The sequence below is a fragment of the Streptomyces sp. NEAU-YJ-81 genome (assembly GCF_017592595.1).
Classification (GTDB): Bacteria; Actinomycetota; Actinomycetes; order Streptomycetales; family Streptomycetaceae; genus Streptomyces; species Streptomyces hygroscopicus_B.
Window position 1 is genome coordinate 1 of the sequence record NZ_JAGFNO010000006.1, and the last position, 15,153, is coordinate 15,153.

Annotated in this window: 10 protein-coding genes and 1 tRNA gene; 8 read left to right on the forward strand and 3 right to left on the reverse strand. The window is 67.3% G+C overall.

The window, feature by feature from the left end; genetic code table 11:
- The 3 genes from J5X86_RS52870 to J5X86_RS16175 all read right to left on the reverse strand — a co-directional run.
- On the reverse strand, window positions 1–252 hold a 252-nt coding region (locus J5X86_RS52870), incomplete at its 3' end, for a transposase (RefSeq protein WP_208517767.1).
- Between the two features lie 27 nt (window positions 253–279).
- The gene (locus J5X86_RS16170; RefSeq protein WP_208517534.1) at window positions 280–2,469 is read right to left on the reverse strand and encodes a tetratricopeptide repeat protein; all 2,190 of its coding nucleotides are present in this window, start codon (window positions 2,467–2,469) and stop codon (window positions 280–282) included.
- Between the two features lie 1,131 nt (window positions 2,470–3,600).
- Window positions 3,601–3,672 (reverse strand) — tRNA-Arg (locus J5X86_RS16175).
- A gap of 214 nt (window positions 3,673–3,886) precedes the next feature.
- On the opposite strand from J5X86_RS16175, the gene J5X86_RS16180 reads away from it, so the two are divergent.
- The 8 genes from J5X86_RS16180 to J5X86_RS16215 all read left to right on the forward strand — a co-directional run bounded on the left by J5X86_RS16180 (window position 3,887) and on the right by J5X86_RS16215 (window position 15,090).
- Window positions 3,887–4,318, forward strand: a complete 432-nt coding sequence (locus J5X86_RS16180) for a response regulator (RefSeq protein ID WP_374229256.1) — start codon at window positions 3,887–3,889, stop codon at window positions 4,316–4,318.
- Window positions 4,319–4,649: 331 nt separating this feature from the next.
- Window positions 4,650–5,741, forward strand: a complete 1,092-nt coding sequence (nrtL, locus tag J5X86_RS16185; protein WP_208517535.1) for an ArgS-related anticodon-binding protein NrtL — start codon at window positions 4,650–4,652, stop codon at window positions 5,739–5,741.
- A gap of 27 nt (window positions 5,742–5,768) precedes the next feature.
- Window positions 5,769–7,160 (forward strand): diaminopimelate decarboxylase, encoded by a 1,392-nt coding sequence (gene lysA / locus J5X86_RS16190; protein ID WP_208517536.1) that lies wholly within the window; start codon window positions 5,769–5,771, stop codon window positions 7,158–7,160.
- Between the two features lie 111 nt (window positions 7,161–7,271).
- Window positions 7,272–8,564 (forward strand): homoserine dehydrogenase, encoded by a 1,293-nt coding sequence (locus tag J5X86_RS16195; protein ID WP_078643647.1) that lies wholly within the window; start codon window positions 7,272–7,274, stop codon window positions 8,562–8,564.
- A gap of 89 nt (window positions 8,565–8,653) precedes the next feature.
- Window positions 8,654–9,742, forward strand: coding sequence for a threonine synthase (thrC, locus tag J5X86_RS16200; RefSeq protein WP_208517769.1), 1,089 nt, complete (start codon window positions 8,654–8,656; stop codon window positions 9,740–9,742).
- Window positions 9,743–10,143: 401 nt separating this feature from the next.
- Window positions 10,144–11,058: a homoserine kinase gene (gene thrB, locus J5X86_RS16205; RefSeq protein WP_014054912.1), complete on the forward strand. Its 915-nt coding sequence runs from the start codon at window positions 10,144–10,146 to the stop codon at window positions 11,056–11,058.
- Between the two features lie 402 nt (window positions 11,059–11,460).
- Window positions 11,461–13,608: a transcription termination factor Rho gene (gene rho / locus J5X86_RS16210; protein ID WP_208517537.1), complete on the forward strand. Its 2,148-nt coding sequence runs from the start codon at window positions 11,461–11,463 to the stop codon at window positions 13,606–13,608.
- Window positions 13,609–13,965: 357 nt separating this feature from the next.
- Window positions 13,966–15,090 (forward strand): LCP family protein, encoded by a 1,125-nt coding sequence (locus tag J5X86_RS16215; RefSeq protein ID WP_208517538.1) that lies wholly within the window; start codon window positions 13,966–13,968, stop codon window positions 15,088–15,090.
- Window positions 15,091–15,153 lie beyond the last annotated feature (63 nt).

The following is a 15,153-nucleotide window of genomic DNA, read 5'->3' on the forward strand; positions in this document are numbered from 1 at the left end:
GTCACGCCAGGAGATCCCGGTCCGGATCTTGTAGACCATCCCGTTGATGACCTGCCGGTCCGAGACACGTGGCCGTCCCGTCACGGCCCGCGGTACGAGCGGAGCGAGTAACTCCCACTCCTGATCGGTGAGTTCATGGCGGCGTATCACCCAGCCATGATCCACTATCCGATGATCTTTGAAAACGGACCCTAGTACACCTACGCGTCTTGTTAGGGGCGACCAAAAACTGACGTCGCCCCTAACAAGCACGAGGCAGCGTGCATGAGATTCCCACTTTCACTTTCCGCCTCGGCGCTGCAAGGCATGTTCTAGTCGCTGAGTGAGACTGGGGTGCTCGCTGCACAGACCCTGAAGCTCCTGCAGATATTCATCCGCGACATCTGGCCTGTCCAATTTTGCGCTGCTCCGCGCAGCGAACATCAAAGAGACGGCGCGCAGATAAGGATTATCGAATTCTTCGCTAATCCTTAATGCCTCTTTGGCGCTTACCAAAGAGGCGCTATAGTTCTCCACTTCAAATAACTCATTGGCGAGGACGTTGTGTAGTTCGGTCAATTCCTGCAGCTGGCCGTGCCGAGTCAGGATCTCCGCGGCCTCCGCTGCGCAATCTTCGGCGGAAGCGATCTGTTCAATATCAAAGAGAAGTGCTATCTGGGCAACCAAGGTGCGGGCCAACCGCAGTTCGTCGCCAAGTAGCCGCAGGGTGGATATGGCTTCTGAGAAAAAGGGCTCCGCCTCATCAAGGCGCCCAAGCACATGATATGTCTCCGCTATATTGGCTAGCGCTAGAGCTTCACCTGACTGATTCCCCTGAGAGGTAGAGGTTTCGCGATCTCTGAAATGGAATTTAAGTGCTTCCTCCAACTTCCCTTGACGTCTGAGCGTGACGCCCAAGTCATTGCATACCATGCTGACTTTGTAGGGATTCCTCAGCCTCTCAAAACCTGCCAGAGCTTGCCGCTGGAGGCGTTCTGCTTTCTCGAACTCCCCCAGGTCTGCATAGGCTAATGCGAGGGTGTTCGCAGTCTCTGCAGAACCTAGTTCATCGCCGATCCCTGTGCATATCCGCAAATCCTCTTCGAAGCACGCCAATGCTTCGCTGATGTTTCCTGCCGCCCTATGGATGGTTCCGAGATTGTACAGCGCCTGACCCACTTCATCCGTCATGCATAATGCCTTGAAAATCCCCAAACTCTCCTGGATGAGCGGGCGCGCCTCACCATGCTGCCCGCAGTCCATTCTCAACGCGCCCTGCAGCTTGGCTGCCTGCCCGACGAGGCTGCTATTCCCGGCTTCTTTCGCCTGTCTGTATACCTCTTGGGACTGGTTTAGCGCATTGTGGAAGTCTCTCCGGTAGCGACCAAGATTCACCTGCTGGATCAGGAGTAGAATCGTAGTTTCTTGATCTTTTCCTGGGATTTGCAGGCCGCTCTGGAGAGCGTCTTCCCAAAGTTGACCGTTACCGGCAAGTTCGGCCAATGCTGTTAGGGAAAGCGCAAATAGGGCGGCGATTTCAGGGGACCTAGCCGCATGCATCTCTACGGATGCGATCGCGTTGGGTAGCTCATCTTCAATCCATGCAGCAGCCAACTCAACAGAATTGATGTTCGCCATCCGTTGCGATTCCCGGATCTTATCTGCCTGCCCTATCAGGGTGAAATGAGCCTTCAGTGCAGAGTGTTGCAGCCAATCGAGCAAACGGTCCGTGGCGGCTGCTCCTTTGCGTCGAGAGTCTGTCTCTGCCAGCTCCCGAGAGTACGCCTTCAATAGGTCGTGAAACTTGTATCGCCCGTACTTCGCGGCTGGCTCGATGAGGTTGGCTTCGCGCAGTTTCAACAGCATCTTATGCGCTTGCCGCTCATCTACAGCGATAAGAGCCGAACATATGCCTGCACCGAAGTCGCCTCCGGGTACGCTGGAAAGCCGCTTGAAGGTGTTCTTCGCTCCTTTGCCTAGCCTCCTGTACGAGAGGTTGAACGCTGCTCTGACAGCAAGATCCCCTGCTTCAAGTGCGCCGACAACTTCACGTTGGTCGCGTAGTTCGGTGGCGAGGTCAGACAGGCACATGCCGCCACTGGAGGAGTACTTGCTTGCTGCAATACGGAGGGCGAGAGGTAGGTGCCCACAGGATTGAACCACCTCCATGGCGCTTTTTCCGTCTCCGTCGACAGCAGCATCACCAATCACTTTGCGTAAAAAGGCGAGTGACGTTGAAGGTGGGAAAGTCTCTAGATCCATGCGATGTGCTGATTCGAGACCGCTCAACTGGCTGCGGCTTGTAATGAGTGTGAGTGCCGAGTCCCCGGGAGGGATTAGGGGGCGCACCTGTGACTCGTCGGCCGCGTTGTCTAGAATGATGACGAGGGATCTGCCTGCGACTGCATTACGATAGGCGTCCAGCCGTGCGTATTGATCTCCTGGAATTTCCGTCTCTGGTACGCCCAGTGCTTTGAGGAAGCGTCCCATAATCTCTTCGGGAGATGCGGGGTGCTTATCCGCACCCCTGAGGTCCGCGTACAAGGCGCCCCTGGTGTAGCTGCTGCGTTGCCGGTACGCAACTCGAACTGCAAGCGTAGTTTTACCCACGCCGGGCTTTCCAGATATTACCGTTGTGATTGGTGGCGCGACCTTGCCTTCGGCGGTTTCCAGGATGTCTATCTCCTGTTCACGTCCCGTGAAGTCAGGCGCCGCAGGAGGTAATAGGCGGGGTTCCCCAGGTGGATCGTGCTTTTGAGCGCTCAGAATGAACGTTGGGTTTGTGAGAATGGGCGCAGAGTTATCTCCCGCCACAGCTACCGCTGCTTCCCCAGGTGCCTCTGCCGAGGGGCGACGCTCTATACCCCGCATTAGGATTCGCGCACGTCGGTCGTGATGGAATCGCCGGCGTCACCGCCGATTACTACTGCGCCGGGCCCTGATGCCTCAAGGTCGGCTTGCCGATCATCACTTCGTGAAGGGGGCGAGTGTCCCACGGCCTTCGTGGAGATAGGCCCCCGTGACGATCCGCCGACGGCAACTGATCCTGCGCCGTGGGCTAGTACGGGACCGGGGGCGCGATGAGCCGGGGCGGCGTTCAAGAAGACCTGGAGCCCGACTCCCACGGTCACCAGGACGCCCAGCCCGACCCACCACCCCCAAGCAGCCTCGTCTGTCGCGATATTGGTAACTACTCCGACACCCGCAGCGGCTACCACGCTGACGGCTGTTGCTAAGCCGCGTCGTGTCAGATCCGTCATCGTGATCCCCCTAGAGATGAGCTTCAGGTACTAGACCCGCGTTATACACGGTGCGAACAGAGGGGCGCAGACTTTTAGAACAGGCGCCCGGCCGATGCAATGCTTTGGCGCGATCAAACCGCGGGCGGCAGCGTAGGCCAGCCCCTTCTGGACACCTCAGAGTGAGTCAGAGCTGGCCAGCATCCCCAGCCGATGCTGTTCGGAGGGATGAGATCGTTTCTGATAAAGGAAGCTGTGTCGGAGGTGTGTCGTGACCACTGAGAGACAACGAGAGAGGGCGGGAGTCAGTGAGACTGACTCCCGCCCTCTCGTATCGGCATCCGCCCTGGTCAGCGAATGATTCCTGCTGACCTTTGGCGAGTGCCCCCGGCAGGATTCGAACCTGCGCACACGGCTCCGGAGGCCGTTGCTCTATCCCCTGAGCTACGGGGGCCGGTCGCTGCTGTTTTGCGGCGACGGGTAGAACCTTACCAGTTCGATCAGGGTGGTCATGAACGCTTATCGGGGGGCCGGTGGGCGGGGGAGCGGAGGGGCGTATACCGCATGTGGAGGTGGGGGTGCAGGGGTCTTGGGGAAAGGTCCCTCGCACGGGGCGGAAGTGGGGAAAACCCGGACGCGGTCGTGGCTGCGCGCCTACTCTTCAGGGTGTGCCTGGCTTGTCCGGCCGGGTCCTTGTCGTCGACGACAACAAGGTCATCCGGCAGCTGATCAGGGTCAACCTCGAGCTGGAGGGCTTCGAGGTCGTGACCGCGGCCGATGGTGCCGAGTGCCTGGAGATCGTTCACCAGGTGCGGCCCGATGTGATCACTCTCGATGTTGTGATGCCCAGACTCGATGGGCTGCATACGGCGTCGAGGTTGCGTGCTGATGCTCGAACGTGTCATGTGCCCGTCGCGATCATCAGTGCGTGTACGCAGTACGAGATGGACAGCGGGAAGGCGCTGGGCGTCGATGCCTTCCTCGCGAAACCCTTCGAGCCCGCCGATCTGGTCGAGCTCGTGGGGAGGCTGATGAGGCAGGGGGCGGCCGGTGCGGCGGCCCCTGGCGATGCCGAGCCGGCTGTGGGGCCCACCGGGTAGTGGGTGGGCCCCGGCCCGGCCCTCTTCCGGTCCGGGGCCCTGGAGCCTGGGTTCGAGGGCTCGGTTCCGGGGTGTTGGTTCCGGGGTGTTGGTCTTGTCCGGGGTCCGGGGTCCGGGCCCCGGACTTGCTTTCTGGGTTCGTGCCGGCGCTCGGTCCTGTTTTCCGGGTTCGTTCCGGGGTCTGGTTCCGTTCTTGTCGGGGCTCTTGGTGGCCCGGGCCTTGGCTTCCCGGTGTGATCCGCCTTGGGTGGGTGCATGGCGCGGCCCGTTGCTCGTCCGATGGGCGAAACCGGTTCGCTTCGGTACCCCCCTCCTCCCATACGCTGGTCCCGTGACTCCCGCCCAGCTCTCCCGCACTGTGCTGCACACCGTGCGTCGTGCCGTTGAGGACGACGAGCTGTGCGTTGCCGTGCCGGAGCGGGTGAAGGTGCGGACTCCTCCTCGGCCTGGGTGTGGGGATTACGCCACCAATGTCGCCCTGCTGCTGGCCAGGGGGGCCGGGGGGCAGGGGGATGCGCTCGTTATCGCCGAGGTTTTGCGGCGGCGGCTTGTTCGCGCTCCTGGGATCGCCCGCGTTGATATCGCCGACCCTGGTTTCCTCAACATCACCCTCGAGAGCACCTCCCATGCTCAGCTCGTGCGGGACGTGCTGTCCCAGGGGCTTCGCTACGGGCACGGGGATTCGCTCGCCGGGGTGTCGGTTCCGCTCGGGGCCGGTGATGAGGTCCGGGCCGCGCTCGTCGCTCATGTGGTGCGGGGGCTTGTCGACGCCACCGGGGGAGTCGTTGTTCCTGGTGACGGGCCCGTCGTGCGGGCCGTTCCGGTCTCCGGGCGTGATCTGCTCACCCGTCTCGGGCCCGACGCCGCCCGCTGGGCGCTGCTCCGGCCCGCCGGGCACGATCTGCCCGATCTCGACCCTGCCCATCTGCTCTCCCAGCGCGAGGACAACGCCCTCTTCCGGGTTCAGTACACCCATGTCCGCACCCGGGCCCTGATGCGGAACGCGAGCCAGCTCGGTATCACGCCCGAGCCCGAGTCCGTGTCCGAGTCCCAGTCCCAGTCCCAGTCCCGGGCGTACGACGACCCCGCCGAGCCCGTGTCCGACCCCGAGCCCGCGACCAGCGCCTACGGCCACCCCGCCGAGGCCGCCCTGCTCGCCCTCCTCGCCGATCATCCCCGCACCATCGAGGCCGCCGCCCGGCACCGTGCGCCCGATCGGCTCGCGCGGCACCTTGTCGCCACCGCCGACGCCTTCTTCCGGTTCCATGACGCCTGCCCGGTCCTCCCCTCCGGGGAGGAGTCCTCCGGCGAGCGCAAACCCTCGGCCGTCCACCGTTCCCGGCTGGTCCTTGCCGACGCCGCCGGGGCGGTGCTCGCCGGCGGCCTGCACCTGCTCGGCATCAGTGCACCCGAACATCTGTAAGACCTTGAGAGAGACAGCGAAGACAGCATGAGCCGTTCCGCCCACCCCGCCGGGCCCCGCCACGCCGATGTCCTTCCCGAGGGGCACTACGCCGCGCCGCCCGCCGATCTCAATCAGCTCGACCCCCGCGTGTGGTCCCATACCGTCGGCCGGAACGCCGACGGCGTCGCCACCGTCGGCGGGATCGACGTCAAGACGCTCGCGGAGGAGTTCGGGACCCCCGGCTACTTCCTCGACGAGGACGACTTCCGGGCCCGCTGCCGGGCCTGGCGGGAGGCGTTCGGGGAGGACGCGGACGTGTTCTACGCCGGGAAGGCGTTCCTCTCCCGCGCCGTCGTGCGCTGGCTGACCGAGGAGGGGCTAAACCTAGACGTGTGCTCCGCCGGGGAGCTGGTCACCGCGCTCGCCGCCGGGATGCCCGCCGAGCGGATCGCGCTGCACGGGAACAACAAGTCCACCGGTGAGATCGAGCGGGCCGTCGAGGCGGGTGTCGGGCGGATCGTGCTCGACTCGTTCCAGGAGATCGCGCGGGTCGCGCACATCGCCCAGCGGCTCGGCAAGCGCCAGCGGGTGCAGATCCGGATCACCGTGGGTGTGGAGGCGCATACGCACGAGTTCATCGCGACCGCCCACGAGGACCAGAAGTTCGGCATTCCGCTCGCGGGCGGGCTGGCCGCCGAGGCCGTACGGCGGGCGCTCAAGCTGGACGGGCTGGAGCTCATCGGGATCCACTCGCACATCGGGTCGCAGATCTTCGACACCTCGGGCTTCGAGGTGGCCGCCCACCGCGTCGTCGGGCTGCTGAAGGAGATCCGGGACGAGCACGGCGTCGAGCTGCCCGAGATCGACCTCGGTGGCGGCCTCGGCATCGCGTACACCTCGGAGGACGACCCCCGCGAGCCGCAGGAGATCGCCAAGGCGCTGCGCGACATCGTCCACCGGGAGTGCGATGCGGCCGGGCTCGCGGTGCCGCGGCTGTCGGTCGAGCCGGGGCGGGCGATCGTCGGGCCGACCGCGTTCACGCTGTACGAGGTGGGCACGGTCAAGGAGCTGCCGGGGCTGCGGACGTACGTCAGCGTCGACGGAGGGATGTCCGACAACATCCGTACCGCGCTCTACGATGCGGAGTACTCCGTGGCGCTGGTCTCCCGCTCCTCCACCGCCGAGCCGATGCTCTCCCGCGTCGTCGGCAAGCACTGCGAGTCCGGCGACATCGTCGTACGGGATGCCTTCCTGCCCGCCGATCTGGCGCCCGGCGACCTGATCGCCGTCCCCGCCACCGGCGCGTACTGCCGCTCGATGGCGAGCAACTACAACCACGCGCTCCGTCCGCCCGTCGTCGCCGTACGGGACGGTCAGGCGCGCGAGATCGTCCGGCGCGAGACGGAGGAAGATCTCCTGCGGCTCGATGTCGGCTAGCGAGAAAAGGATCTCGGATACTGGACCTGGGACAGGAAATCCCGTCCAGTGCCTGAGACTGGTGCACTAACGCGCTGATGCATTAACGCGATGGATGAGAAACGAGGTCGGATGATGCGTACGCGTCCGCTGAAAGTGGCGCTGCTGGGCTGTGGAGTGGTCGGCTCAGAGGTGGCGCGCATCATGACGACGCAGGCGGACGATCTCGCGGCGCGCATCGGGGCCCCGGTCGAGCTGGCCGGGATCGCCGTGCGGCGCCCCGGCCGGGTCCGGGAAGGGGTGCCGGCGGAGCTGGTGACCACCGATGCCACGGCCCTGGTCAAACGCGGGGACATCGATGTGGTGGTCGAGGTCATCGGCGGGATCGAGCCCGCCCGCACCCTCATCACCACCGCCTTCGACCACGGCGCGAGCGTGGTGTCCGCCAACAAGGCGCTGGTCGCGCAGGACGGCGCGGCGCTGCACGCCGCGGCCGAGCAGCGCCGTGCGGACCTCTACTACGAGGCCGCGGTCGCGGGGGCGATCCCGCTGGTCCGGCCGCTGCGCGAGTCGCTCGCGGGCGACAAGGTCAACCGGGTCCTCGGCATCGTCAACGGCACCACCAACTTCATCCTGGACCGGATGGACGGCAGTGGCGCCGGCTACAGCGAGGCGCTGGACGAGGCCACGGCCCTGGGCTACGCCGAGGCCGACCCGACCGCGGATGTCGAGGGCTTCGACGCCGCCGCGAAGGCCGCGATCCTCGCCGGAATCGCCTTCCACACCCGGGTCACCCTGGACGATGTGCACCGTGAGGGCATCACGGAGGTGACCGCCGCCGACATCGCCTCCGCCAAGCGCATGGGCTGCACCGTCAAGCTGCTCGCGATCTGCGAGCGGGCCGCCGACGGCCGCTCGGTCACCGCGCGGGTGCATCCGGCGATGATTCCGCTGAGCCACCCCCTCGCCTCCGTCCGCGAGGCGTACAACGCGGTCTTCGTGGAGGCCGACGCCGCGGGGCAGCTCATGTTCTACGGACCGGGCGCGGGCGGTTCGCCGACCGCCTCGGCCGTCCTCGGCGACCTCGTCGCCGCCTGCCGCAACAAGCTGGCGGAGGCCACCGGACCCGGGGAGTCCGCGTACAGCAGGCTCCCGGTGAGCCCGATGGGCGATGTGATCACTCGCTACCACATCAGCCTGGACGTCGCCGACAAACCGGGAGTTCTCGCACAGGTCGCCACAGTCTTCGCCGAGCATGGCGTATCCATCGATACGGTCCGCCAGCAGGGGAAGGACGGCGAGGCGTCCCTTGTCGTCGTGACCCACCGCGCGAGCGACGCCGCGCTGTCGTCGACCGTGGAGGCGCTCCGCCGGCTCGACACCGTCCGCGATGTCGCGAGCATCATGCGGGTCGAGGGCGAGTAGAGGCCGGGTAGCGGCCGCGCTGAGGCCGAACAGAGGGTGAGCGGAGAGTAAGGAAAATCATGAACGCAATCGCCGACGCCGGGCCTCGAATGTCCGGCACCCGCCAGTGGCACGGCTGGCGGGGCATCATCGAGGAGTACCGCGACCGTCTCCCGGTGAGCGGGACGACGCCCGTCGTCACCCTGCGCGAGGGCGGTACGCCGCTGGTTCCCGCGCAGGTGCTCTCCGAGCGCACCGGCTGCGAGGTGCACCTCAAGGTCGAGGGCGCCAACCCCACCGGGTCGTTCAAGGACCGCGGGATGACGATGGCCATCAGCGAGGCCAAGGAGGCCGGCGCCAAGGCCGTCATCTGCGCCTCCACCGGCAACACCTCGGCCTCCGCGGCGGCGTATGCCGTTCGGGCCGGGATGGTCTGCGCGGTGCTGGTCCCGCAGGGCAAGATCGCGCTGGGCAAGATGGGCCAGGCGCTCGTCCACGGCGCGAAGATCCTCCAGGTCGACGGCAACTTCGACGACTGCCTGACGCTGGCGCGCGGGCTGTCGGAGAAGTACCCGGTGGCGCTGGTCAATTCGGTCAACCCGGCCCGGATCCAGGGGCAGAAGACCGCCGCCTTCGAGATCGTGGACATGCTCGGGGACGCGCCCGACATCCATGTGCTGCCGGTGGGCAACGCGGGCAACATCACCGCCTACTGGAAGGGCTACAAGGAGTACGCGGCGCCGTTCGCCGACAGCGACCCGCGCGCCTCCCGTACGCCCCGGATGTGGGGGTTCCAGGCGTCCGGCTCGGCGCCGATCGTGCGCGGTGAGCCGGTCAAGGAGCCGAGCACCATCGCCACCGCCATCCGCATCGGCAACCCGGCCTCGTGGGCCTACGCCGAGCAGGCACGCGACGAGTCGGGCGGCTTCATCGACGAGGTGACCGACCGTCAGATCCTCGCCGCCTACCGGCTGCTCGCCGCGCAGGAGGGCGTCTTCGTGGAGCCGGCCTCCGCGGCGAGCGTGGCGGGTCTGCTGAAGGCGGCCGAGCAGGGGCTGGTCGACCCCGGCCAGCGCATCGTCTGCACGGTGACCGGAAACGGGCTCAAGGACCCGGACTGGGCGGTGGCGGGTGCGCCGCAGCCGGTCGTGGTCCCGGTGGACGCGGACGCCGCGGCCGTACGGCTCGGGCTGGCCTGATTCCGGCCCCGCGAGGGTCTCGACACGGCGTGCCCCGGCCCGGCCCGGAACGGGGCCGTGACCTGGGGCGATGAGGGTTTCGGCGGGCCGCAGCTCCGTGGCTCGCCGGGCCCCCTCCAGACCGTATTCTAAAGATCCACTCAAGTGGTGGCAGAGTAGCGCGAGGGCGCGCGGAGCGACCCAGTAGAGTGGTCGCGGATGGTTGCAGGGAGCGCGACACGCATCGTGCGCCTCCCGTGCGCCCTATGTCGCCACAGAACCTTCCTTCGATAGGCTGTACTGAATCCGCCCCGACGCAGAGTGCTCGCCTCTGCGCGGCGTCGCCGTACGTGTCGCGGCCCCCGCGGTGTTCCGTACCTCTTCGAGCAATCGCACGTAACCACAAGGAGAGTCATCGAGCGATGGCCGGTCCAGCGTTCCGCGCCGCCGCCGTCCGAGTGCGCGTCCCCGCCTCGAGCGCCAACCTCGGTCCCGGCTTCGACGCCCTCGGCCTGGCCCTGGGCCTCTACGACGACGTGGTGGTCCGGGTGGCCGACTCCGGTCTGCACGTCGACATCGCCGGCGAGGGCGCGGAGACGTTGCCGCGCGACGAGAGCCATCTGCTCGTACGCTCCTTGCGCACCACCTTCGACCTGCTGGGCGGGCAGCCCCGCGGCCTCGAAGTGGTCTGCGCCAACCGCATTCCGCACGGCCGGGGCCTGGGCTCCTCCTCCGCCGCCATCTGCGCCGGGATCGTCGCCGCGCGCGCGGTGACCATAGGCGGCGCCGAGCGGCTCGACAACGAGGCGGTGCTGGAGCTGGCCACCGAGATCGAGGGCCACCCCGACAATGTCGCCGCCTGTCTGCTCGGCGGCTTCACCCTTGCCTGGACGGACGCGGGATCCGCCCGGGCGATCAGGATGGACCCTGCGGATTCCATCGTTCCGGTGGTCTTCGTCCCTGGCCGGCCGGTGCTCACCGAAACCGCCCGCGGGCTGCTGCCGCGCACCGTCCCGCATGTGGACGCGGCGGTTAACGCGGGCCGGGCCGCACTGCTCGTCGAGGCCCTGACCAGGCGTCCCGAGCTGCTGCTCGCGGCAACGGAGGACCGGCTGCACCAGGAATACCGTGCTCCGGCGATGCCCGAGAGCGTGAGCCTGGTGAACCGACTGCGGACGGACGGCGTCCCCGCGGTCATCTCCGGTGCGGGCCCCACGGTGCTCGCGCTGGTCGAGGACGGTGCGGCCGACAAGGTCGCACGACTGGCGGGCGAGGGGTGGGCGGCCAACCGGCTGGCTCTCGACGCCGGGGGGGCGAGCGTCCTGCCGCTCACCTGACACCGCGGTCCGGGGCGTCCCGGGCCCGGGAAAACTCGATAGCCGGTCTTGGAAAGGGGGAATGTTTGTTGGATCCGGTAGTGTTAACCTCAAGTCAGCACTTGATGCCTCTTGGATCTATTCGGAGGCGAGGTGCTCAGTGTCCCCATCCGGGACCACCCTTCTTCCGGGAGCCTCCCCCACTGCCTGAGCAGCCTGCCTGAGCAGTAGCGAGCACGCTCCGGAATCGGCGTGGCGGATCTCAGTGAACCCTCCACCGCGTCGGAACCATGAATTGATCTCTCCGCCGTACCCCGGCGGACCACCGCCCCGGCCCGGTCCGTTACGGAAGGACCACAGCCGGACAGCACAACCGGTCGCCGAGCCAGACAGGCCGACGCCCGCTCCAGGGAAGGACCCTTCGTGAGCGACACCACCGATCTGATGGGCGTGAACGCCTCCGGCACCTCCGACAGCGGTGTCGGCAACAACGCGCCCGCCACGGACGCTTCCGCGCCCGCCAACGGTGCTGCCACTGGCGCTGCCCCGCGGCGACGCCGCTCGGGCACCGGCCTTGACGCCATGGTCCTGGCCGAGCTGCAGCAGCTCGCCTCGAGCCTTGGCATCAAGGGCACCGCACGGATGCGCAAAGGCCAGCTGATCGAGGTCATCAAGGAGAAGCAGGCCGGGGGCTCCGGCTCCGCCGAGGGCTCCGAGAGCAGCCCGTCCGCCGCGGAAGGCGCGACCAAGCCGAAGCGCCGTGCCACCTCGCGGACCCGTACGGGCGATGAAGCCGAGGAGAAGGCCGGCAGCGCCAAGTCCTCGAAGTCCGCCGGGAAGGCGGAGAAGGCCGACAAGGCCGAAGCCGAGGAGAAGGCCGTCGCCCAGCAGCAGATCGAGATCCCGGGCCAGCCCGGTGAGCCCGCGGGCGATGAGCAGCCGGCCGGTGAGCGCCGCCGTCGCCGCGCCACCGCGCCCGCCACCACCCCCGAGACCGGGGGCACGGCCACCGCTGTCGAGACCAAGACGGAGACTCGTACGGACGCCTCCGCCAAGACCGAGACCAGGACCGAGCCCAAGGGCGACGGGAAGGCCGAGGCCGCCGTCGACACCGCCGAGGGCAAGGGCGCCAGGGGCGGTGACCGCCAGGAGCGTGGCCAGAAGGGCGACCGCCGGGAGCGTCAGCGCGACCGCGGGGACCGCGGCGAGCGCGGCGGCGAGCGCGGTGACCGCCGTGGCAAGGGCGACGACGGCCAGCAGAGCGGCGGCCGTCAGCAGCGCGACGGGCGCGGCCAGGCCCAGCAGCGCCCCGACGAGAGCGACGACGACTTCGACGGTGGCCGCCGCGGACGCCGCGGGCGCTACCGGGACCGCCGTGGCCGCCGTGGCCGCGACGACTTCGGCAACGAGCCGCAGGTGTCCGAGGACGACGTGCTGATCCCGGTCGCGGGCATCCTCGACATCCTCGACAACTACGCGTTCATCCGGACCTCCGGCTACCTTCCGGGTCCGAACGACGTGTACGTCTCGCTCGCCCAGGTCCGTAAGAACGGTCTGCGCAAGGGCGACCACGTCACCGGCGCGGTCCGTCAGCCGCGCGAGGGCGAGCGCCGCGAGAAGTTCAACGCGCTGGTGCGGCTGGACTCGGTCAACGGCATGGCGCCCGAAACCGGGCGCGGGCGGCCGGAGTTCGGCAAGCTGACGCCGCTTTACCCGCAGGACCGGCTGCGTCTGGAGACCGAGGCCGGCGGGCTGACGACCCGGATCATCGACCTGGTCGCGCCGATCGGCAAGGGGCAGCGCGGTCTGATCGTGGCCCCGCCGAAGACCGGTAAGACCATGATCATGCAGGCGATCGCCAACGCGATCACCCGCAACAGCCCCGAGTGCCATCTGATGGTCGTCCTCGTCGACGAGCGGCCGGAAGAGGTCACCGACATGCAGCGGTCGGTCAAGGGCGAGGTCATCTCCTCGACCTTCGACCGCCCGGCCGAGGACCACACCACCGTCGCGGAGCTGGCGATCGAGCGGGCCAAGCGCCTGGTCGAGCTGGGCCATGACGTGGTCGTCCTGCTGGACTCGATCACCCGCCTGGGCCGTGCCTACAACCTGGCGGCGCCCGCCTCCGGCCGCATCCTGTCCGGTGGTGTCGACTCGACCGCGCTCTACCCGCCGAAGAAGTTCTTCGGCGCCGCGCGCAACATCGAGGACGGCGGCTCGCTGACCATCCTGGCCACCGCGCTGGTCGAGACCGGCTCGCGCATGGACGAGGTGATCTTCGAGGAGTTCAAGGGCACCGGCAACATGGAGCTCAAGCTCGACCGGAAGCTCGCCGACAAGCGCATCTTCCCGGCGGTGGACGTCGACCCGTCCAGCACCCGTAAGGAAGAGATCCTGCTGGCGCCGGAGGAGCTGAGCATCGTCTGGAAGCTGCGCCGGGTGCTGCACGCGCTCGACTCCCAGCAGGCGATCGAGCTGCTGCTGGACAAGATGAAGCAGACGAAGTCCAATGCCGAGTTCCTGATGCAGATCGCCAAGACCACGCCCACTCCGGGCAACAACGGCGACTGAGCGGATATCCGCCGGAACGCTCCGTAGACGAGGCCCCCCGCACCGCGGGGGGCCTCGCTGCGTTCGATGAGAGGTGAGCCACAGCGGCAAGCCGGGCCACGGACCGGTCCTGATCATGTTATCGCCCGCGAAAGTGCAGGTCAGAGCGGTAAGGCGGACGAACGGGACGAACGGAGCGCCCGGCGGCCCGCACGAAAACCGGCCATGGCACGTATGCAACCCTGGCGCACGGCCTTCCATCTGTCAGGTCGGAATACGGGGCCGGAACACAGGCAGACTCCACCGCGAAACCGCGACGCCACGCCTGACCGTGACGGCAGGGGGTACTCGGGCAGCACATAGAGGACTGAGGAGCACATGGCCGAGGACAGCAGCAACGCACCGGTAAACCCGGGCCGCCACCGCGCCCGCGGAGCAGCGCCGGGCCGCCGCCGCAAGCGGCCCAGCACGCGCCGCAGGGCCGTGGTCTACACGGTGTGGACGCTGGCCGCCGTGCTGGTGCTGGGCGGTGCCGGACTCGGCTACCTCTACTACAAGCTGAACGGGAACCTCACCGGCGTCGACGTCAACGCCGCCCTCGGTGCCGACCGCCCCAAGAACGTCGACAACGGCTCGATGGACATCCTCGTCCTCGGCTCCGACTCCCGGGCCGGCAAGAACGCGAAGTACGGCAAGGACGAGGGCACATCGCGCTCCGACACGGCGATGATCGTCCACGTCTACAAGGGCCACAAGAAGGCCAGCGTCGTCAGCATCCCGCGCGACACCCTCATACAGCGGCCGTCCTGCACCACCAAGGGCGGGCAGGAGACGCCTGCCGTGCAGGCGGCGATGTTCAACAGCGCGTACGAGGCCGGCGGCCCGGCCTGCACCATCAAGACCATCGAGTCCATGACGGGCATACGCATGGACCACTTCCTCGAGGTCGACTTCTCCGGCTTCAAGCAGCTCATAAACGACCTCGGCGGCGTCAACATCACCACCACCGCCCCGATTCACGACCCGAAGAGCCACCTCGACCTGGAGCCCGGCCCGCACACGCTGGACGGGGAGCAGTCCCTGGGCCTGGTGCGCACCCGGCACGGCGTGGGCGACGGCAGCGACCTCGGCCGGATCAAGCTCCAGCAGGCGTTCGTCAAGGCGCTGCTGGACCAGGTCAAGCACGTCGACGTGTTCGGCAACCCGAAGAAGCTCTACGACCTCGCCGACACCTCCACCAAGGCGCTCACCACCGACTCCGAGCTGGCCTCGGTGAGCAAGCTGAAGGGCTTCGCCGAATCCATGAAGGGCATCGGCTCGGGCGACATGAAGATGACCACGCTGCCCGTCGAGTACGACCCGCAGAACCCGGCCCGGGTGCTGCCCATGGAGCGCAAGTCCAAGCTCATATGGACGGCGCTCCGCCACGACCAGCCGGTCCCCGCCTCGGCCACCAAGGGCTCCGCGGGCGACGCCACCGACGCGGGCAAGGTCGTCGAATAGCGTCCCGGGAGGGGTCGGGAATATCCCGGCCCGACCCCCGGTTTTGGGAGATGCGGCCAGTAC

What these genes read in the sequence shown, in the direction of transcription:
- J5X86_RS16170 (WP_208517534.1), bottom strand. Translation starts at nt 2,469, where the DNA reads ATGGGACGCTTCCTCAAAGCACTGGGCGTACCAGAGACGGAAATTCCA.
- lysA (WP_208517536.1), top strand. Translation starts at nt 5,769, where the DNA reads ATGAGCCGTTCCGCCCACCCCGCCGGGCCCCGCCACGCCGATGTCCTT.
- J5X86_RS16195 (WP_078643647.1), top strand. Translation starts at nt 7,272, where the DNA reads ATGATGCGTACGCGTCCGCTGAAAGTGGCGCTGCTGGGCTGTGGAGTG.
- thrC (WP_208517769.1), top strand. Translation starts at nt 8,654, where the DNA reads ATGTCCGGCACCCGCCAGTGGCACGGCTGGCGGGGCATCATCGAGGAG.
- thrB (WP_014054912.1), top strand. Translation starts at nt 10,144, where the DNA reads ATGGCCGGTCCAGCGTTCCGCGCCGCCGCCGTCCGAGTGCGCGTCCCC.
- J5X86_RS16215 (WP_208517538.1), top strand. Translation starts at nt 13,966, where the DNA reads ATGGCCGAGGACAGCAGCAACGCACCGGTAAACCCGGGCCGCCACCGC.